This window comes from Micromonospora sp. NPDC048887, from assembly GCF_040649715.1.
GTDB lineage: Bacteria > Actinomycetota > Actinomycetes > Mycobacteriales > Micromonosporaceae > Micromonospora.
The window spans coordinates 102881-122554 of the sequence record NZ_JBEZGA010000005.1; the positions used below are offsets into that span (position 1 = coordinate 102881).

General features: G+C 72.0%; 16 protein-coding genes. 5 read left to right on the plus strand and 11 right to left on the minus strand.

The genetic code is table 11. From position 1 onward, the window contains the following. Positions 1-63 precede the first annotated feature (63 nt). Positions 64-534, plus strand: a complete 471-nt coding sequence (locus AB0C17_RS10250) for a MarR family winged helix-turn-helix transcriptional regulator (protein ID WP_357468242.1) — start codon at positions 64-66, stop codon at positions 532-534. A gap of 9 nt (positions 535-543) precedes the next feature. Here AB0C17_RS10250 and AB0C17_RS10255 read toward each other — a convergent pair whose 3' ends face one another. Next, the gene (locus AB0C17_RS10255; RefSeq protein WP_357468245.1) at positions 544-2028 is read right to left on the minus strand and encodes an ATP-binding protein; all 1485 of its coding nucleotides are present in this window, start codon (positions 2026-2028) and stop codon (positions 544-546) included. Positions 2029-2124: 96 nt separating this feature from the next. Between AB0C17_RS10255 and AB0C17_RS10260 the strand changes: the two genes are divergently transcribed. After that, a complete protein-coding gene (locus AB0C17_RS10260; RefSeq protein ID WP_357386817.1) occupies positions 2125-2349 on the plus strand; it encodes a hypothetical protein in 225 nt (74 codons plus the stop codon). Here the strand turns inward: AB0C17_RS10260 and ccsB are convergent. From ccsB to hemL, 6 genes are read right to left on the minus strand one after another with little or no spacing between them, the layout of a single operon-like run. After that, positions 2318-3292 (minus strand): c-type cytochrome biogenesis protein CcsB, encoded by a 975-nt coding sequence (gene ccsB / locus AB0C17_RS10265; RefSeq protein WP_357386815.1) that lies wholly within the window; start codon positions 3290-3292, stop codon positions 2318-2320. The two genes, AB0C17_RS10260 and ccsB, sit on opposite strands and share 32 nt — an antisense overlap. Beyond that, positions 3292-4911, minus strand: coding sequence for a cytochrome c biogenesis protein ResB (locus AB0C17_RS10270; RefSeq protein ID WP_357386813.1), 1620 nt, complete (start codon positions 4909-4911; stop codon positions 3292-3294). Before AB0C17_RS10270 ends, ccsB begins: the two co-directional genes overlap by 1 nt. Beyond that, a complete protein-coding gene (locus AB0C17_RS10275; RefSeq protein ID WP_357478020.1) occupies positions 4911-5792 on the minus strand; it encodes a cytochrome c biogenesis protein CcdA in 882 nt (293 codons plus the stop codon). The genes AB0C17_RS10270 and AB0C17_RS10275 overlap by 1 nt, the downstream gene beginning before the upstream one ends. After that, on the minus strand, positions 5792-6367 hold the full coding sequence (locus tag AB0C17_RS10280; RefSeq protein ID WP_357386809.1) for a TlpA disulfide reductase family protein: 576 nt from the start codon (positions 6365-6367) through the stop codon (positions 5792-5794). The genes AB0C17_RS10275 and AB0C17_RS10280 overlap by 1 nt, the downstream gene beginning before the upstream one ends. Continuing rightward, positions 6367-7014 carry a histidine phosphatase family protein gene (locus tag AB0C17_RS10285; protein ID WP_357386807.1) on the minus strand — a complete coding sequence of 216 codons (648 nt, stop codon included), beginning with the start codon at positions 7012-7014 and terminating at the stop codon, positions 6367-6369. The genes AB0C17_RS10280 and AB0C17_RS10285 overlap by 1 nt, the downstream gene beginning before the upstream one ends. 3 nt (positions 7015-7017) lie before the next feature. Next, on the minus strand, positions 7018-8355 hold the full coding sequence (gene hemL / locus AB0C17_RS10290) for a glutamate-1-semialdehyde 2,1-aminomutase (RefSeq protein ID WP_357386805.1): 1338 nt from the start codon (positions 8353-8355) through the stop codon (positions 7018-7020). Positions 8356-8501: 146 nt separating this feature from the next. Here hemL and AB0C17_RS10295 point away from each other — a divergent pair, with 146 nt between their 5' ends. Continuing rightward, entirely contained in the window at positions 8502-8834 is a 333-nt protein-coding gene (locus AB0C17_RS10295; protein ID WP_357386803.1) for an STAS domain-containing protein, read from the plus strand. A gap of 93 nt (positions 8835-8927) precedes the next feature. Here the strand turns inward: AB0C17_RS10295 and AB0C17_RS10300 are convergent, their stop codons facing one another. Together AB0C17_RS10300 and AB0C17_RS10305 are read right to left on the minus strand one after the other, a co-directional pair. Continuing rightward, positions 8928-10520 (minus strand): ABC transporter permease, encoded by a 1593-nt coding sequence (locus AB0C17_RS10300; protein ID WP_357478022.1) that lies wholly within the window; start codon positions 10518-10520, stop codon positions 8928-8930. Then, on the minus strand, positions 10517-11458 hold the full coding sequence (locus AB0C17_RS10305; protein ID WP_357478025.1) for an ABC transporter ATP-binding protein: 942 nt from the start codon (positions 11456-11458) through the stop codon (positions 10517-10519). The genes AB0C17_RS10300 and AB0C17_RS10305 overlap by 4 nt, the downstream gene beginning before the upstream one ends. Before the next feature lie 53 nt (positions 11459-11511). On the opposite strand from AB0C17_RS10305, the gene AB0C17_RS10310 reads away from it, so the two are divergent. After that, positions 11512-12036: a MarR family transcriptional regulator gene (locus AB0C17_RS10310; RefSeq protein ID WP_357386797.1), complete on the plus strand. Its 525-nt coding sequence runs from the start codon at positions 11512-11514 to the stop codon at positions 12034-12036. 4 nt (positions 12037-12040) lie between these two features. Here AB0C17_RS10310 and AB0C17_RS10315 read toward each other — a convergent pair whose 3' ends face one another. Further along, entirely contained in the window at positions 12041-12598 is a 558-nt protein-coding gene (locus AB0C17_RS10315; protein WP_357478028.1) for a response regulator, read from the minus strand. Beyond that, a complete protein-coding gene (locus AB0C17_RS10320) occupies positions 12595-16962 on the minus strand; it encodes a HAMP domain-containing protein (protein ID WP_357386793.1) in 4368 nt (1455 codons plus the stop codon). Before AB0C17_RS10320 ends, AB0C17_RS10315 begins: the two co-directional genes overlap by 4 nt. Positions 16963-17132: 170 nt before the next feature. Between AB0C17_RS10320 and AB0C17_RS10325 the strand changes: the two genes are divergently transcribed. Further along, on the plus strand, positions 17133-19187 hold the full coding sequence (locus tag AB0C17_RS10325) for a SpoIIE family protein phosphatase (protein WP_357478031.1): 2055 nt from the start codon (positions 17133-17135) through the stop codon (positions 19185-19187). Positions 19188-19674: the final 487 nt, after the last annotated feature.

The window sequence follows — 19674 nt, forward strand, 5'->3', positions numbered from 1 at the left end:
GACTGTGCCCCTCTCGTAAGATGGTCAACGTGGTTGACGGAATGGTAAACGTGGTTGTCGAACATGGCAACGCCTGACCGCCCCGGCTTCGCGCTGCCGCTGCTCCTGCTCGCCGGCTTCCGTACGCTCGTCGACGACCTGCACGCCGAACTGGCCCGCCAGGGGCACCCCGAGCTGCGCCCGGCCCACGGCTTCGTGCTCCAGGCCGTCGGCCCGGCCGGGACCACCGCCTCCGACCTCGGCCAGCGCCTCGGCGTCTCCAAGCAGGCCGCCGGCAAGACGGTGGACCGGCTGGTCGCCCTCGGCTACCTGGAACGCGTGGACGACCCCGCCGACGCCCGCCGCAAGCTGGTCCGGATGACCGCGAAGGGCCGCGACGGGCTGCACCGCTCGGCGGTGGTCTTCGACGAGCTACGCAACCGCTGGGCGGCCACGCTCGGCGCGGACCGGGTCGCCGCCATCGAGGACGACCTACGCCGGATGGTCCCCGCCGACGTGTTCCGCCTGGACGTCCCCGGCTGGTTCGGCGGGTGAGACGCCCGCTCAGCGCCCGTAGAGAAGTGCCGGGTCTACCAGGACCACATCCGCCCGACCGGCCGCGGCGTCGACGAGGTCGTCCTCGAAGCCGTGGCCGCCCGCCAGCAGCAGCCGCGCTCCGCCCGCGTCGAAGCCGGGTCGCTGCCGCACCAGCAGGGCCCGGATCCGCTCCAGCCGCTGGAGGTCGGCCCGGCCCAGCCGGCGACCCCACTTGACCTCACCGATCGCCAACAACGGGCGAGGGCCGTCGCCCGGTGGCGGCTCGCCCACCGCGACCAGGTCGAGTTCGTGACGCGTCCGGGTGTCCGGGTCGGTCAGCGTCGCCGCGCTCACCTCGGCGACGTGCCCGCCGAGAAGCTCGGGTTCGGCGAAGCGCAGCGACCACTGCCGCACGATCTCCTCGAACCGGGGCCCGAGCACCGCGCTTGCGTAGCGCCGCTGTGAACGACGCCAGACGTCGGCTCCGCGCCGCTGCTCCAGAGCCGTCCACGCCGGGCGCATCACTGCCTGGTAGAAGGTGATCAGCGGTTCGGTGATCCGGTAGCTGCTGCGACCGCTGCGCAGCGGGTCGGGCTCACGCACCAGCAGTCCGGCGTCCTCCAGCACGGTCAGCGGGTGCTGGAGGTCGGTGGCCTTCCGCCCGATGTAACCGGCGATGCCGCCACGGCTGGCGTTCCCTTCCGCGACGGCGGCGAGAACCGAGTGGTACAACGCGGTGTCCCTCAGGTCCGGATCCTCGGCCAGCAGGTACCGGGCCTCACGGAACAGCGGCCGGGCCGGGTTCAGGACCGTCCGCACGATCCAAGCGTCGAAGTCGTCCGGCCCGGCCGGGGTGTCGTCCTGGACGTACTCCCGGCGGTACGCGGGGGTGCCGCCGACGACGGAGAAGACGCGTACCGCCAGCAGCGGGTCGTCGATCTGCCAGAAGGCCGCCGCAGCGCGGAAGTCCAGTGGCTGCACCGGCAGTTCCAGACCGGCCCGCCCGCGCAGCGGCGCCGATCCGGCGAGCAGTCCTCCCATGAAGGACAGCGCCGAGCCGCACAACAACAACCGCGCCCGGGAGCCGGTCCGCTCCGGACGGCCGGGCGTCAGCGCATGCTGGATGATCGACGGCAGGTCACGGGCCGCACGCACCAGGTACGGGAATTCGTCGAGGACGACAGTGACGGGGCGTTCCCGTCCCAGCGCGAGCAGCGCGTCGACCGCAGCACCCCAGTCCGGCAGGTGGACGGGACCGGGTGACCCGGAGTACGCGCCCAGCGCCTCACCCAGCCGGCGCAGCGATTCCGTCGACGTCGCCTCGGTAGCGCCGAAGTAGAAGCCGTCGCTCGCCTGCGCAAGTTGGTACAGCAGCAGGGTCTTGCCCTGCCTGCGGCGGCCGCTGACCACGCCGAGCGTCGCGCCGGGCCGGTCGTCGGCCACGAACCGGGCCAGTTCGGCCCACTCGACGTCCCGGTCGAAGATCTCTGCGGGCTTTCCGAGCAGCGGCATACCGACACCACACTTCTTATAACTACAGTTCTAAGAAGTGTAGTCCTACATTCTGCGTCACTGACAGCTTCGCCGACGGCGGTTCATCATCGACGGATGGACGACGCGTACGTGGCAGGTGACCCGGACGGCCTCAGCCCGCTCCAAGCGGAGATCCGCGACGCCGTGGCCCGCGAACTGCACGCCCAGTTCGCGCTGCGGGCGGACCGCCTCGAACTGGCCGACCTGCCGGAGGTGGCCTACCAGGTCACACGCCGGGTGGACGAGGTGCTGAGCGGTCGCCCGGCCGCTACACCCCGGCGTACGAGTGCAGGCCGGTGAAGAAGAAGTTCACGCCGAACAGGTTCATCATCACGGTCAGGAAGCCCACGATGGAGATCCAGGTGGCCACGTTGCGCTTCACGCTCGGCGTGGCCCGGGCGTGCAGGTAGCCCGCGTACACCACCCAGGAGATGAACGCCCAGGTCTCCTTCGGGTCCCAGCCCCAGGCGCGACCCCAGGCCGCCTCGGCCCAGATCGCACCCGCGATCACCGCGAAGGTGAAGATCGGGAACGAGAAGGCGTGCAGCATGAAGGTCAGCCGTTCCAGCCCGGCCGCCTCCGGGAGGCGGCGGGCCAGGGTGTACGGGAAGCTGCGCCGCCCCTGCTCCCAGCCGGACCGCATCAGGTACGCGGCGGCGGGCACCACGCCGAGCAGGAAGATGCCCGAGGCGAAGATGATCGTCGAGACGTGGATGATGAACCACCACGACTGCAGCGCCGGCATCAGCGGCTCGATCGGCACGTAGAGCTTCAGCTCGGCGAACGCCAGCAGCAGCACCATGACCAGCGTCAGGAACAGCCCGAGCCGGCGCAGCCACGGCTGCTTCCAGAGCACCACGAGCCAGGCCGCCATGCCGATCCAGGTGCCGGTCAGCACGAACTCGTACATGTTGCCCCAGGGCATCCGGTCGGCGGCGAGGCCCCGGGTGACCACGGCGCCCAGGTGCAGCGCGGCGGCGAGCACGGTGAGCCAGCCGGCGATCCGGCCGGCCAGCACGGCCCGCGCGCCGGTGCGGTCCGGGCGCTGCGGCGTGGCCGGGACGGCCGGCTCGTCGATCGCGCCACCGGCACCGCCGACGCCCGCGCCCACCAGCTCACGCGCCGGTGCGGCAGCGGGCACCTTCCGCGCGTTGCCCAGCGCGAACTCCACGGCGTGGCTGATCATCGCGATCAGGTACGCCAGGATCGCGAACGCGACCAGCTGGTCGGAGAGTGCGGACATCACTCGTCTCCTTCTCGCGCCCGCCGCGCGTCCGGCGCGTCACCGCTCACCGCGGCGACGAGCTGCGCGAACTCGTCGGCGAACCCAGGGTGCTCGGTGCGCGGCAGCCCACCGGCCTCCACCAAACTACTACCGCTCGTCGGAGATCCACCCTCGGGGGCCGAAACCCGGAACCAGACCCGGCGCCGCCGGGCGAACAGCGAACCCATCAGGCCCAGCAGCAGCGTGCCGCTCGCCACCAGCAGCAGCGTCTGACCGGGCGCGTGCCGGACCGCCAGCGTGACGTACGGCTCGGTGCCGAGGAACTCCAGCGTGCTGCCGTCGTCGAGGGTCCACTTCTCCCCCGGCCGCAGCAGCTTGGTGCCGATCTCCTTGAGCTTGCCGTCGTCGATCTGCCGCCGGTCCAGCGCGTAGACCGAGCCGGGGATGCCGGCGTCCATCCCGAGGTTCCCCCGGTACGCGGTCAGGTTCACCATCGGGTTCCGCTCGGCCGGGTACTGCGACGAGACGTACGGCGCGCTCTCCGGCCCGGTCGGCAGGTAGAGCCCGTCGAAGGCGATCTGCTGGTCCGGGGCGCGGGCGCCGGTCTTCGGGTCGACGTTGGCGTCCGGGAAGATCGCCACGCCCTCCTCGGTCGCGTTCGAGTCACCGGTACGCAGGAACGGCGCGTCGCTGGTCTGGCTGCGGCCGTACTTGTCGGTGTACTTCAGCAGCGGCGCGTAGCCGTTGCCGAGCAGGTAGACGTTCGCCGAACCGAGCCGCAGCGGCGAGTTGACCGAGAAACCGGCGGTCCGCGCCTCGCCGCCCGGCTCGTCCACCGTCACCGTGGCCCAGTAGCGGGACGCCAGCCCGGACGGCAGGTAGTCGGCCTCGAACTTCTCCAGCGTCAGGCAGAACGGAGGCAGGTCGGAGCTGTCCACGCGCGGGCCGAGCGACGCCTCGGCGTACTGCTGGCGGGTGTTGCAGAACGCGTTGTCCGCGCCCGCCACCAGGATGCGGTTGCCGTGCCAGCCGTACCAGGAACCGAGCGCCACCCCGAGCAGGACGGCGACCAGCGACACGTGGAAGAGCAGGTTGCCGGTCTCCTTGAGGTAGCCCTTCTCGGCGGAGACCTCGTTGCCGCGCACGGTGACCCGCCAGCGGCGGCGACGCAGCACCGCCGCGATCGCCTCCGGGTCGGCGGCGGCCGGGGCCTCCAGCACCGCGTGCTGCGGCAGCCGGTCGAACCGTCTCGGCGCGGCCGGCGGCCTCATCCGCAGCGCGCGGACGTGATCGCGGGCGCGGGGCAGGATGCAGCCGATCAGCGAGGTGAACAGCAGCAGGTAGATCGCGGAGAACCAGACCGAGCCGAAGACCTCGAACGCGCCGATCTGATCCAGCCGGGGCGCCAGGTCGGGGTGGTCGACGAACCACTGGTTGACGCGTTCCGGGTTGACGCCGCGCTGGGGCAGCACCGAGCCGGGGATGGCCGCGACGGCGAGCAGGAACAGCAGGATCAGCGCGGTACGCATGCTGGTGAGCTGCCGCCACGAGTTGCGCAGCAGCGCCAGCACCGGGTTGACCCGCCGCCGGGGCGCCTGCGCGGGCGGGGTCGACGGCCGGTCGTCGACTGTCGTCATCAGATGCTCACCTCGCCCACGCCGACGGTCGTCTGCAACCAGATCACCACGTTCACCCAGCCGCCGGTGATCAGCGCCAGGCCGATCGCGATCAGCAGCGCACCGCCGATCCGGGTGACCCAGCGGCTGTTGCGCCGGACGGCGCGGAAGACCCCGAGCAGGCGCTGGAAGCCCAGCCCGAAGACGACGAACGGTATCCCCAGCCCGAGGCAGTACGCCACGGCGAGCAGCACAGCCCGGTCGGTCCCGCCCTCGGTGGCCGCCATGCCGAGCACCGCGCCGAGCGTCGGGCCGGTGCAGGGCAGCCAGCTGAGCGCGAAGACCGCGCCGAGGACCGGTGCGCCGAGCAGCCCGGCGGCGGGCAGCCAGCGGATACGGAACTCGCGCTGCATGCCGGGGATCACACCGAGGTAGCCGAGGCCGAGCACCACCACCAGCGCGCCGATGACGATCTCCAGCGTGCGCTCGTACCGGAAGAAGAGCTTGCCGACGCCGGAGAAGAGGATCGCGGTGGCGACGAACACGACTGTGAAGCCCGCGATGAACAGCAGCGTTCCGGCGAGCACCCGGCCCTTGACGGCGGCGGCGGTCCGTTGCGGCGCCGCCCGCTCGGCGACGCTCACGCCGCCGCCGGTGCCGCCGCCCGCGCTGGTGGTGCCGGTGTTAAGAAGGGGCCCTTCCTCTACTGGAGGCGTTAAAAGGGGGCCCTTCCTTGCACCCTCCAGGTCGGAGCCGGCCAGGCCCGTCACGTACGACAGGTAGCCGGGCATCAGCGGGAGCACGCACGGGGACAGGAAGCTGACCAGTCCGGCCAGTGCCGCCGCGCCGACCGCGAGCAGCAGCGGGCCGGACTCGGCGAGCTGGCGGAACGTCTCGCCCATCAGCGGGAGCCGTTCGGCGGCGGCGACTCGGCGGCGACCTTCTCGACGATCGGCCGCAGCTCGTCCCGGGTGACGGCCCGGCGGATCACCACGGCGACCCGGCCCTCGCGGTCGAGCACGACGGTGGCCGGGGTGGTGTTCGGCGGGATGTCGAAGTTGAGCGCCTGCCGGCTGGCCGGGTCGAAGATGCTCGGGTACGTGACCCGGCCCTCCTCGAAGGCGATCGCCTTGTCCTTGCTGTCCTGCACGTTGATGCCGAGGAACGTCACGCCGGAGCCCTTCGTGGCCTGGTAGGTGGCCTCCAGGTCGTCCGCCTCGGCGCGGCAGGGGGCGCACCAGGAGCCCCAGAAGTTGACCACGACGACCTGGCCACGATCGCGGGAGATGTCGTAGCTGCCGCCGGTGAGCAGCTCACCGCTCACCTTCGGCGTCTTGGAGCGCTGCTCGGGGGCGCAGGTGACCGTCGAGCCGTCGGCGTCGCACCGGCTCTCCTGGCTGTCGGAGGAGCAGCCGACCAGCGCCGTACCGGCGGTGACGGCGGCGAGCAGGGCGGCGGCGAGCCTCCGGGTGAGCATCAGGCCCCCTTGGCCGTCCGGGCGGTCGGCGAGATCGAGACGAGGTGGGCGGCCGGCTCGGAGTACCCGATACCGGCGATCTTGGCGCCGTCGAAGTGGAACGAGGTGAGGCTGGCCAGGCCGCACTGGCGGCGACGCGGGTCGTGCCAGAGGCGCTTGCGCTCGACGTGCCGGCGCAGCGTCCAGATCGGGAGCTGGTGCGACACGAGGACAGCCTCACGTCCCTCGGCGGCGACCCGGGCGGCGTGCAGCGCGGCGAACATGCGCTCGGCGATGACCCGGTACGCCTCACCCCAGGACGGGGTCACCGGGTCGCGCAGCACCCACCAGTTGCGCGGGTCACGGAACGAGCCGTCACCCGGCGAGACCTTCTTGCCCTCGAACCAGTTCGCGCTCTCGATCAGCCGCTCGTCGACACCGACGGAGAGGCCGAACTGCGCCGCGATCGGCTCGGCGGTCTGCTGGGCACGCTCCAGCGGGCTGGCCACCACGTGCACGACGGTCCGGTCGGCGAGCGCCTGTGCCGCCGCCTTGGCCATCTGCACGCCCAGCTCGGAGAGGCGGAACCCGGGCAGGCGGCCGTAGAGGATGCCGTCCGGGTTGTGCACCTCGCCGTGCCGCAGCACGTGCACCACGGTCTCCGCCATTGGTTACCCTCCGTGTCCTGCTGCTGCCGCCGCCCGCGCCGCCACCGGCAGGGCGGCGGCGATCTGCTCCCACGCGGCGTCGTCGATCGCGGTCGAGACGAACCACGACTCGAACGCGCTCGGCGGCAGGTAGACGCCACCGGCGAGCATCGCGTGGAAGAACGCCTTGAACGCGGGCACCACCTGGGTGCGGGCGCTGTCGTAGTCGCGCACGTCCGCGTCGGTGAAGAAGACCGAGAACATGTTGCCCGCTGTGGAGAGGCGGTGCGGCACGCCCGCCGCGGACAGCGCCTCGGTGGTGAGCTTGCCCAGCGCGGCGGCGGTCTCGTCGAGCCGCCGGTAGAGCGCGTCGTCGGCCAGCCGCAGCGTGGCGAGCCCGGCCGCGCAGGCCAGCGGGTTACCGGAGAGGGTGCCGGCCTGGTAGACCGGGCCGGCCGGGGCGAGCCGGGCCATGATCTCCGCGCGCCCGCCGAACGCCGCGGCGGGCAGGCCACCACCCATGACCTTCCCGTACGTCCACAGGTCCGCGTCCGACGGGTCGAGGCCGTGCCACCCGGCGCGGGACACCCGGAACCCGGTCATCACCTCGTCGACGATGAGCAGCGCCCCGTTGGCGTGGGCGATGCGGGCCAGCTCGGCGTTGAAGCCGTCGCGGGGGGCGATCACGCCCATGTTGCCGGCGGCTGCCTCGGTGATGATCGCGGCGATGTGCTGCCCCTCGGCGGCGAACGCCTCCTCGACCGCGCGCAGGTCGTTGTACGGCAGCACGATGGTGTCGCCGGCCGCCGCGCCGGTCACGCCGGGCGAGTCGGGCAGGCCGAAGGTGGCCACGCCGGAGCCGGCGGCGGCGAGCAGCGCGTCGGAGTGGCCGTGGTAGCAGCCGGAGAACTTAATGATCTTGGCGCGGCCGGTGAAGCCGCGGGCCAGCCGGATCGCCGACATGGTCGCCTCGGTGCCGGAGTTGACCAGGCGTACCTGCTCCACCGGCGTCCGCGCGATGATCTCCTCGGCCAGGTCGACCTCGCCCGGCGTCGGCGTGCCGAAGCTGGTGCCGAGCACCGCCGCCTCGCGCAGCGCCTCCACCACGGCCGGGTGGGCGTGGCCGAGGATGAGCGGGCCCCAGGAGCAGACCAGGTCGACGTAGCGCCGGCCGTCGGCGTCGAAGAGCCACGGACCCTCCCCCCGGACCATGAAGCGCGGGGTGCCGCCGACGGCACGGAACGCGCGTACGGGAGAGTTGACCCCGCCGGGCACGACGGCCTTGGCGCGGTCGAACAGGGCCTCGGAGGCCGGGGCGTCGGCCGGGTAGCGGCCGGATCCGGCGGAATGCGTCTCGGTCACGATGGGGCCATTGTGTCAGCGCCGGAGTGCTGCCTGGCAGGCACCCCGCAACGGGGGTTACCAGGCTCACCTGCCGGAGCGGCGCGACGGGCCGACGGCGATCGGCTCGACAGGCCCGATGGTCGAGATCGCGATAGGCTGACCGGGTGGATCGTGCCGAACTGTCCATCACCGTACACCGGACGGGTGACGAAGCAGTGCTTCGCCTGGCCGGTGAGATCGACATGCTCACGGCCGCCCAGCTCTCGACTGTGGTGAACGAGGTGCTGGCGGATCCGCCCCCGCGCATCGTGCTCGACCTGGCCGGGGTCACGTTCTGCGACTCGCAGGGCCTCGGCACGCTCGTGGTGCTCAGCCGCAAGGCCAGTCACGCCCAGTGCCTGCTGATCCTCACCAACGTGGGCGACTTCCTGATCCGCGTCCTGGACATCACGGGCCTCCGCAGCGCCCTGATGATCCGCAACGAAGCCACCCAGTAACGCACGCCCCGCCTTCGCGATCTTGCACTTGCGGCCCTCGACCTGGGCGATGTGCCCCTTTCGCCGGGGCCGCAAGCGCAAGATCGGCGCGGCCTAGGCGACGGGGAGGTCGCGGCGGCGGAATGTGAGCAGACCCGCTGTGGCCAGGGTGACCGCCAGGGCGGTCAGCACGTAGAGCGGGGTGGGGGCCCAGGTGTCGCGGAGCACCTGCGGGGTGTGCGTGAACGGCGACGCGTCCAGCAGCCACTGGTCCAGCTCCAGCACGGCGCCGAGCTGACCCAGCAGCACGCAGGCCGCCAGCACCACCCAGGCGGCCGACGCGAGCCGGGGCAGCAGGCCGTAGAGCAGCACGGCGAGCCCGGCCAGCACCCACGCCGCCGGCACCTGGGCCAGGCCGGCGGCGAGCATCCGGCCCAGTTGGCGGGGCACGTCACCGGTGCTCAGCCCGTACGTCAGGCCGGTGGCCAGCCCGGTCACCGCGAGCACCACCACCGGGCCGAGAAGCGCGAACGTCACGTGGGAGAACAGCCAGGTCGAGCGCCGGGTCCCGGTGGCGAGCACCGGCTCGGCGTGCCCGGCGGACTCCTCCGCGCGCATCCGCAGCGCGGCCTGGATGCCGTACCCGGCGGCGGCCAGCCCGGCCAGGCTCAGCGTGACCCCCAGGTAGGCGTCGGCCATCCCCGACGCCCCGCCGAGCCGGGCCACGATCTCCTCCATCCGCGGACTCCCCTCGACCGACCGGCCGGCCGCCTCGGCCGCGCCGCCGAGGATCAGCCCGAGCAGGCCGAACCCGACCGACCACCAGAGGATCTGCCCCCGGTGCAGCCGCCAGGCCAGCCCGAACGGACCGGACAGGGCACCACTCGCGGCGGCCGGGCCGAGCCGGGGCGGCAGCACGCCCGCGCCCAGGTCGCGGCGGACCGAGATCGGGTACGCGAGCGCCGCGAGCAGCGCCGTCGCGGCCAGCGGCAGGAGCAGCACCCACCACCGCTCCCCCTCGTACGGGCGGGCCCGGGCGGCCCAGCCCAGCGGGGACAGCCAGCTCGGCCAGTCGTTGCTCGCGGTGTCCCCGGCCAGGCGCAGCCCGAACGCGGCGCCGAGACCGGCGAGCCCGATGCCCCGCGCCCCGCCCGCGGTCTCGGTGAGCTGGGCGGCCAGCCCGCCGAGCGTGGCGAAGACGGCGCCGGTCAGCACTGTGGCCAGCCCGTACGCGACCGACCCGCCGACCGGCAGCCCGGTCGAGACCAGCCCGGCTGCGGTGAGCAGCCCGAGCGCCAGGTCGGCCGCGTACGTGACGAGCAGCGCGGCGGTCAGCCCGGCGTGCCGCCCGAGCACGCTGCCGCCGAGCAGTTCCCGCCGCCCGGCTTCCTCCTCGGTGCGGGTGTGCCGGATGACCGTGAGCAGGCTCGCCAGCGCCACGATGAGCAGCAGGAAGCCGCTGCGCTGGGCGGTCAGCCCACCGATGCTGTCGCCGTACGCCGGGCCGAGCAGCGCGACGATCGACGGATTGCGGGCGGTGCCCTCCAGGTACGCGGCCCGCTCGGCGGCGGTGGGGAACAGCTCGGAGAAGCTGGCCGCGTACGTGATCGGCAGCACCGCGAGCACCAGCACCCACAGCGGCAGCAGGAGGCGGTCCCGGCGCAGGATCAGCCGGACCAGGTGACGGGTGCCGGTGAGCGTGCTCATGACCGGCCCGCCGTCTCGGGGCGGGCCGGGCCGGAGGAGGGCGCCGACGCGGAAGGCGCCGTCTCGTAGTGCCGCAGGAACAGTTCCTCAAGCGTGGGCGGCGTGCTGACCAGGCTGCGTACGCCCAACTCGGTGAGCCGGCGCAGCGCGGCGTCGAGCGACGCGGTGTCCACGTCGAAGCGGACCCGCTGCCCGTCCACCCGCAGGTCGTGTACGCCCGGCAGGTCGGTCAGGCCGTCCGGCGGCGCGGTGACCTCGGCGTCGATCGCGGTGCGGTGCAGGTGGCGCAGGTCGCCGAGCGTGCCGGACTCGACGGTCCGCCCGGCCCGGATGATCGTCACCCGGTCGCAGAGCGCCTCCACCTCGGCCAGGATGTGGCTGGACAGCAGCACCGTGCGCCCCTCGTGGACGGCCCGGCGGACCCAGTGCTGGAAGACCTCCTCCATCAGCGGGTCGAGCCCGGAGGTCGGCTCGTCGAGGATGAGCAGTTCGACGTCGGAGGCGAGCGCGGCGACCAGGCCGACCTTCTGCCGGTTGCCCTTGGAGTAGGTGCGGCCCTTCTTGCGCGGGTCCAGCTCGAACGACTCCAGCAGTTCGGCGCGGCGTCTCGGGTCCAGCCCGCCGCGCAGCCGCCCGAGCAGGTCGATCACCTCGCCGCCGCTGAGGTGGGGCCAGAGCGTGACGTCACCGGGCACGTACGCGAGGCGGCGGTGCAGCGACACCGCGTCCCGCCAGGGGTCGCCGCCCAGCAGCCGGACGGCCCCCGCGTCCGCCCGCAGCAGGCCGAGCAGCACCCGGATGGTGGTCGACTTGCCGGATCCGTTCGGGCCCAGGAAGCCGTGCACCTCTCCGGTGCGGACGGTCAGGTCGAGCCCGTCGAGAGCCCGGGTGCGGCCGAACGTCTTCACCAGTCCGGACACATCGATTGCTGTTTCCATACTTCAGAAGTTACGCTCGTTTCACAAACTTGTGAAGACTGTAGGGTCACGGGGTGAGTGTCGAGGAGCCGACCATGAACGTGCCGCCCCAGCACGACGAGGAGGAGGTCCACCTCTTCGTCGAGCGGATGGCGATGGCCTTCGCCGACGTGGGCTTCCCCCGGATGGCCGCCCGGGTCCTGTTCACGGTGATGAGCGCCGACGACCCGCTCACCGCGGGCGAGATCGCCGCACGGCTCGGCGTCAGCGCGGCAGCCGTCAGCGGCGCGGTCCGCTACCTGACCCAGTTCGCCATGCTGATCCGCGAGCCGGTCAAGGGGTCCCGGAGCGACCGCTACCGGATGCCCGACAACCCGTGGTACGAGGCGACGATCACCAAGACCACGCTCTACAAGAACTTCATCGACATCGCGGCCGGCGGGGTCGACGCGCTGCACGGGCGCAGCACCCCGGCCGGCGAGCGGGTCGCCGAGATGCGCGACTTCTTCCTCTTCGTACAGGAGGAACTGGAATCGCTCGGCGACCGCTGGCGGGCCCGGCGGGCCGCGACCGGGCACGGTGGCCCGGCCGGCGGCTGAACCGTCAGCGGGCGTTGCCCCAGCGCGCATGCTCCAGCAGCTCCACAGCGCGCTCCCGGGTCGACGGGTCGTCGTCGGCGCGCAGCAGCGCCGTCGCCTCGTCCACCGCGTCGGTCAGGTGCCGCCACTGCAGATCCCGCTCGCGCACCAGGTCCGACTGGGCGGCGAGCTGCCGCGTCTTCACCCACAGGTCGACGAAGACCGTCACCTTCGCGCGCAGCACCCACGGGTCGAACGGCTTGGTCAGGTAGTCGACCGCGCCGGCCGCGTAGCCGCGCAGAGCGAGCTGGGCGTCCTTGTCCGCGGCGGTCAGGAAGATGATCGGTACGTGCCGGGTGCGCTCGCGCCGCTTGATGTGGGTGGCCGTCTCGAAGCCGTCCATGTCCGGCATCTGGGCGTCCAGCAGGATCACCGCGAAGTCGTCCACCAGGAGCTGCTTGAGCGCGGCCTCGCCACTCTCCACCGCGACCGACTGCACCGGGAGACCCTGGAGGATCGCCTCCAGCGCCATCAGGTTCTCCCGCCGGTCGTCCACCAGCAGGGCCTTGGCCGTCTGCGTCACGCGTTCTCCTCGTCGCCTCGGCTCCGGCTGATCCAGGACGCCATCAGTTCGATCAGCTCGTCCAGGTCAACCGGCTTGGTGATGTAGTCGCTGCCGCCGGCGCCGAGCGCCGACTCCCGGTCGCCGGGCATCGCCTTGGCGGTCAGGAAGACGATCGGCAGGTCCGCGAACCGGTGGTTGCGGCGGATCTGCGCTGTCGTCTCGTACCCGTCCTGGTCCGGCATCATGGCGTCCATCAGGACGATGTCCACCTCGGGGTGCTCGGCGAGATGGCGCACGCCGTCCGCCCCGTTGTCCGAGTACAACACGGTCATCCCGTGCAGTTCCAACGCGGACGTCAGCGCGAACACGTTCCGTACGTCGTCGTCAATGATCAGCACGGTCACGCCGTCCAGGCGCCGGGTCGCCGGCGTCTCCTGTGGCTGCGGCAGCTCCATCGGCATGAGCAGCGACGACGGCAGGCCCGCGCGGCTCGGCGACGGCGGGGCCGGCGCCACCACCGCGTCCGGCGCCAGCACATCGGGTACGAAGAGAGTGAACGTCGAACCCTGACCGGGCGCGGACGAGACGGTGATCGTGCCGCCGAGCAGGCGGGCCAGATCGCGGCTGATGGACAGGCCGAGCCCGGTCCCGCCGTAGCGCCGGCTGGTCGTGCCGTCCGCCTGCTGGAACGCCTCGAAGATCAGCGACAGCTTGTCGTCGGAGATCCCGATGCCGGTGTCGATCACGGTGAACGCGATCACCCGCTGCGCGTTCGTCAGCGCCGGCACGTCGAAGACGGCGTTCTCGGCCGCCGGGCCGATCCGCAGCGTCACCGCGCCGTTGTCGGTGAACTTCACCGCGTTCGACAACAGGTTGCGCAGGATCTGCTGCAACCGCTGGGCGTCGGTGACCAGCGCGGGCGGCAGGTCACGGCTCACCCGTACCTGGAAGTCCAGGCCCTTCTCCTCGGCCTGCGGCGCGAACGCCTGCTCCACGTAGCCGCGGATCTCGGCGAACTGGATCTCGGTGGGCTCCACGTCCATCCGGCCCGCCTCGATCTTGGACAGGTCGAGGATGTCGTCGATCAGCGACAGCAGGTCCGACCCGGCGCCGTGGATGGTCCGGGCGAACTCGATCTGCTTCGCGCTGAGGTTGCGCTCCGGGTTCTCGGCGAGCAGCCGGGCCAGCAGGAGCAGCGAGTTCAGCGGCGTACGCAGCTCGTGGCTCATGTTCGCCAGGAACTCCGACTTGTACGCCGACGCGCGGGTGAGCTGCTGCGCCTTCTCCTCCAGGCCGAGGCGGGCCAGCTCGATCTCCCGGTTCTGCGTCTCGATGTTGGCCTTCTGCTCGGACAGCAGCTTCGCCTTGTCCTCCAGCTCGGCGTTCGTGCGCTGCAACTCGGCCGACTGGTCCTGCATCTCGTGCGCCAGCCGCTGCGACTGCGCCAGCAGCTCCTCCGTACGCCGGTTGGCCTGGATGGTGTTCACCGCGACGCCGATGGTGAGCACCAGCCGCTCCAGGAACGCCAGGTGCAGCTCGGAGAACGTGGCCACGCCGGCGAACTCGATCACGCCGAGCAGCTCGCCCTCGAACTGGACCGGCAGCACCACCAGGTCGGCCGGGGGCGTGTCGGCCAGCCCGGACCGTACGACGAGACGCCCGTCCGGCTGCGCCTTGACCCGGATCGTCCGGCGCGACAGCGCGGCCTGCCCGACCAGCCCCTCACCGGGGCCGAACGTGACGTCGTGGCCGCGCGCCACGTACCCGTAGGAGGCGGTGAGCCGCAGCCGCATGCTGCCCTCGGAGCTGTCCGCCAGGAAGAACGCGCCGAGCTGCGCGTCCACCAGCGGGGTCACCTCCTGCATGATCATCCGGCAGACCTCGCCCAGGTCGCGCTGGCCCTGGAGCAGACCGCCGATCCGGGCCAGGTTCGAGTCCAGCCAGCCCTGCTCGGCGTTCTTCTTCGTCGTCTCCCGGAGGGTGACGATCATCTGGTTGATGTTGTCCTTCAGCTCGGCGACCTCGCCCTGCGCCTTCACGTTGATCCGCTGGGTCAGGTCGCCGCGGGTCACCGACGTGGAGACCTGCGCGATGGCACGCAACTGCGTGGTCAGCGTCGAGGCGAGCTGGTTGACGTTCTCGGTGAGGTCGCGCCACGTACCGGAGACGCCCTTGACCTGGGCCTGACCACCCAGCTTGCCCTCGGTGCCCACCTCGCGCGCGACCCGGGTCACCTCGTCGGCGAACGACGACAGCTGGTCCACCATCGTGTTGACGGTGTTCTTCAGCTCCAGGATCTCGCCCTGCGCGTCCACAGTGATCTTCTGACCCAGGTCACCGTTCGCCACGGCGGTGGTGACCGAGGCGATGTTACGGACCTGGCTGGTCAGGTTCGACGCCATCGAGTTCACGTTGTCGGTCAAGTCCCGCCACGTACCCGAGACGCCCTTGACCTGGGCCTGACCACCCAGCTTGCCCTCGGTGCCCACCTCACGCGCCACCCGCGTCACCTCGTCGGCGAACGACGACAGCTGATCCACCATCGTGTTCACGGTGGACTTCAGCTCCAGGATCTCGCCCCGGGCGTCCACAGTGATCTTCTGCGACAGGTCACCCTTGGCCACCGCCGTCGACACCTGGGCGATGTTGCGCACCTGAGCGGTCAGGTTCGACGCCATCGAGTTCACGTTGTCGGTCAGGTCGCGCCAGGTGCCGGCGACGCCGCGCACCTGGGCCTGGCCGCCGAGCTTGCCCTCGGTGCCCACCTCACGGGCCACCCGCGTCACCTCGTCGGCGAACGACGAGAGCTGATCCACCATCGTGTTGACAGTGGACTTCAGCTCCAGGATCTCGCCCCGGGCGTCCACAGTGATCTTCTGCGACAGGTCACCCTTCGCGACGGCGGTGGTGACCGAGGCGATGTTCCGCACCTGGCTGGTCAGGTTCGACGCCATCGAGTTCACGTTGTCGGTCAGGTCCCGCCACGTACCCGAGACGCCCTTGACCTGGGCCTGACCACCCAGCTTGCCCTCGGTGCCCACCTCGCGCGCCACCCGCGTGACCTCGTCGGCGAACGACGACAGCTGGTCCACCATCGTGTTGACGGTGTTCTTCAGCTCCAGGATCTCGCCCTGCGCGTCCACAGTGATCTTCTGACCGAGGTCGCCCTTGGCGACAGCCGTGGAGACCTGGGAGATGTTGCGGACCTGGCTGGTCAGGTTGCCGGCGAGCTGGTTCACGTTCTCGGTGAGGTCACGCCAGGTGCCGGAGACGCCGCGCACCTGCGCCTGACCGCCCAGCTTGCCCTCGATGCCCACCTCGCGCGCCACGCGTGTCACCTCGTCGGCGAACGACGACAGCTGATCCACCATCGTGTTCACGGTGTCCTTCAGCTCCAGGATCTCGCCCTGGGCGGCCACCGTGATCTTCTGCGACAGGTCACCCTTCGCCACCGCCGTCGACACCTGGGCGATGTTGCGCACCTGCGCGGTCAGGTTCGACGCCATCGAGTTGACGTTGTCGGTCAGGTCCTTCCAGGTGCCGGCCACGCCCGGCACCTCGGCCTGGCCGCCCAGCTTGCCCTCGGTGCCCACCTCACGCGCCACCCGGGTCACCTGCTCGGCGAACAGCCGCAGCGTGTCCGTGAGCGAGTTCATCGTGTCGGCCAGCTCGGCCACCTCGCCGCGCGCCCCGACCGTGATCTTCTGCGACAGGTCGCCCTTCGCCACGGCTGTCGCCATCTGCGAGATCGACCGCACCTGCCCGGTGAGGTTCGACGCCATGGTGTTCACCGAGTCGGTGAGGTCCTTCCAGGTGCCGGCCACCCCGCGTACGTCGGCCTGGCCGCCCAGCTTGCCCTCGGTGCCCACCTCGCGGGCCACCCGGGTCACCTCGTCGGCGAACGACGACAGCTGATCCACCATCGTGTTCACGGTCCGGCCGATGCGCAGGTACTCACCGCGCAGCGGGCGACCGTCGATCTCCAGCGCCATGTGCTGGGACAGGTCGCCGTCGGCCACCGCCACGATCACCCGGGCGATCTCGGTCGTCGGCCGGCCCAGGTCGTCGATGAGCGAGTTGACTGCCCGCTGCCCCTCCGCCCACGAACCGTCCAGGCCCTCGTCGTCCAGGCGCTCGGTGAGCCGGCCGTCACGGCCGACGATCCGGCTGATCCGCCGCAGGTCGAGGTGCTGCCGCTCCTGCAACGACACCACGTCGTTGAAGGCGTCGGCGACCTCACCGGGCAGACCCGCCCGCCGGGGCAGGCGCACCCGCAGGTCGCCGCGCCCCACCCGGCGCAACGCCTCGACCAGTTCGCCGAGGAGCACCTCGTGGTCGGACGCGGACGGGTCAGCGGTCATCGACTGATTCACCGTGGCCATCGTTCCTCGCTCCGCTCGGGCTCGTGCGGTCACACGGGCCATCCCATCATTGTGCCGCGCGATCCGTCGAGGTCACCGCGTGTGATCGCGCGTCACGCGCGGTATCAGCCCGGCCGGCGGGTTCGGCCGGATGCTTGGCACCCGGGGTGGGCGCGGTGGAGGATACGAAGGTGTCAGCGGAGGCAGGGCCTGCTAGCGGCGGCGCGAACGAGCGCGTCCGCCGGGTCCGCCTCCCCGCCGACCGGCGCACCCCGGCGGCCGCCCGCGCGCTGGTGCGCACCATGCTGCTCGAAGCGCGGCTGCCCGAACTGCTGAACGAGGCGCTGCTGCTCACCACCGAGTTGACCACGAACGCCGTCGAACACGCCCGAACCGAACTGGACATCGAGGTCGACACCGACCGCAACGGCCTCACCGTGACCGTCACCGACTTCGCCTCCGGCCCGGTCGACGAGCTGATCGTGGGTGTGCGAAACACCACGTCCGACATCACCGAGGTGGCCACCCGAGGGCGCGGGCTGCTGCTCGTCGACCACTTCGCCAGCCGGTGGGGCACCACGTACCTCCCCACCGGCAAGGGCGTCTGGTTCCGCCTCGACCGGCCCGGCCCCGGCGGTTCCGCCCGGCCGTCGGCCGGCCCACTGCGCGTCGCCGAACGGACCAGCGACGGTACGCCGAGCGCCGCGGCCATGAGCGACTTGATGCAGATCACCCCCGACGCGTACGCCGACGAGCCGCTGTCCGAGTTCGCCACCGGGCTGCTGACCCGGGTCGCCGAGATGGTCGGCGCCGCCGGTGGCACGGTCCGGCTGGACCGGGGCGACGGGCTCGGCACCCAGATGTTCGCCAGGTACGGCCGGCCGCCGCGCGAGGACAACGAACTGCTGCGCGTGCCGTTGGCCGTGCACCGGCCGTACTCCGGTGAGCTGGAGCTGGACGCGGCACCCTCGGCGTACGCCCGGCCGCTCGCCGTGCTGGCCGCCGAGCGGCTGTCGCTGCACCTGGAGAACGACAGGCTGCGCCGCGCCGACGTACGCCGCTCCACCTGGCTGACGTTCCTGGCCGAGGCCAGTGAACTGCTCGCCCAGTCGCTCGACGTCGAACTGACCATGGCGCTCGTCCCGCAGCTCGTGGTGCCCCGGCTCGGCCAGTGGTGCGCGGTGCACACCACCGACGAGTGGGGCCGGCTGCGGCTCGCCGCGTCGAGCCACGCCGACGAGGCGATGCTGCCGCAGCTGCACCGGACCCTCCAGGAGACCGGCCCGGACTCGATCCAGTCGCGGCTGCGCGAGGCGTCCCGCAACGCCGCCCAGGTGCCGCTCGGCGGGCCGATGGAGGGCTTCGCCGTACCGCTGATCGCCCGTGGCCAGCGGCTCGGCACCCTCGCCGTGGGCCGGCACCAGCGGCACCGGCACGACCCGGACGAGGTCTCGGTGCTGGAGGACGTGGCCCGCCGCGCCGCCCTCGCCATCGAGAACGCCCGCATCCACGCCGAGCGCCGCCGGGTCGCCCAGACGCTCCAGCAGTCGCTGCTGCCGCCGGTGCTCCCGGTGGTCGAGGGCATCGGCTTCGCCGCCGAGTACGTCCCGACCGGCGACGACGCGGAGGTCGGCGGCGACTTCTACGACGTGCTTCCGCTGCCGGACGGCCGCTGGCTCGTGGTGGTCGGCGACGTGTCCGGCAAGGGCGTGCAGGCCGCCGCCGTGACCGGGCTGGTCCGGGACGTGATCCGGGTGCTCGTCGGCGACGGCAAGCCGCTGCCCGAGGTGCTCGGCCGGCTCAACGAGACGCTTGTCGAGCGCGGCGGCGGACGCTACTGCACGCTTGCGCTCGCGTCCGTCGCACCCGGCGACGGCGACCAGCTCGACGTCTCGCTGCACCTGGCCGGTCACGACCGCCCGGTCCTGCTGCACGGCGGTGGCGGCGCGACGTTCGTCGGTGTGGGCGGTACGGCGCTCGGCCTGCTCGACGCCATCACCACACCGACCGCCGAGCTGTCGCTCAAGCCCGGCGACGCGCTGATCTTCTACACCGACGGCGTCACCGAGCGGCGACGCGGACGCGAGCTGTTCGGCACCGAGCGGCTGCGCGAGTCGGCGGCTCCGCTGGCCGGGTACTCGGCCGACGTGGTGGCCGCCCGGCTGCGCGCCACCACCATCGCCTTCTCCGCCGAACCCCCACGCGACGACATAGCCGTCCTGGTCCTCCGAAACGACACCCCCTAACCCCCGGCCCCGGCCCCGGCCCCGGCCCCGGCCCCGGCCCCGGCGATCATGAACTTAGCCGCTCAATTCGCCCGATTCCTCGCCGCCAACTTCATGGTCAACCCGCTCCGGCCCGCCCGCCACGGACGCCTGAGCCGGCCCCTCGTGGCACCCCAGCCGCCCGCCTCGCGCCTCAACCCGCCCATCGGCGGTGATCAACGAGTTTGTGTCCTCTGGGGGCGCGAAATCTGACGCAAAGTCCTTGATCACCGGGCGAGGCGAGGCGATCACCGGGCGAGGCGGGGCGGGCCAGGGCGGGGCGGGGACGGAGGACGGGGACGCGGGTGGAGCCGAGGCTGAGTGCGGGCCGGGGGTGCCCAGCAGGTGGGGACGCCCGGCAGGCAGGGTGCTCCGGCGGGTGCGCCGGCAGGTGTGGGCGCCCCCCGGCGGGCGGGGCACCGGCACGGGTGGGCCGGGCGTCGGCAGGCTGGTGCCCAGGGGCGGGGCT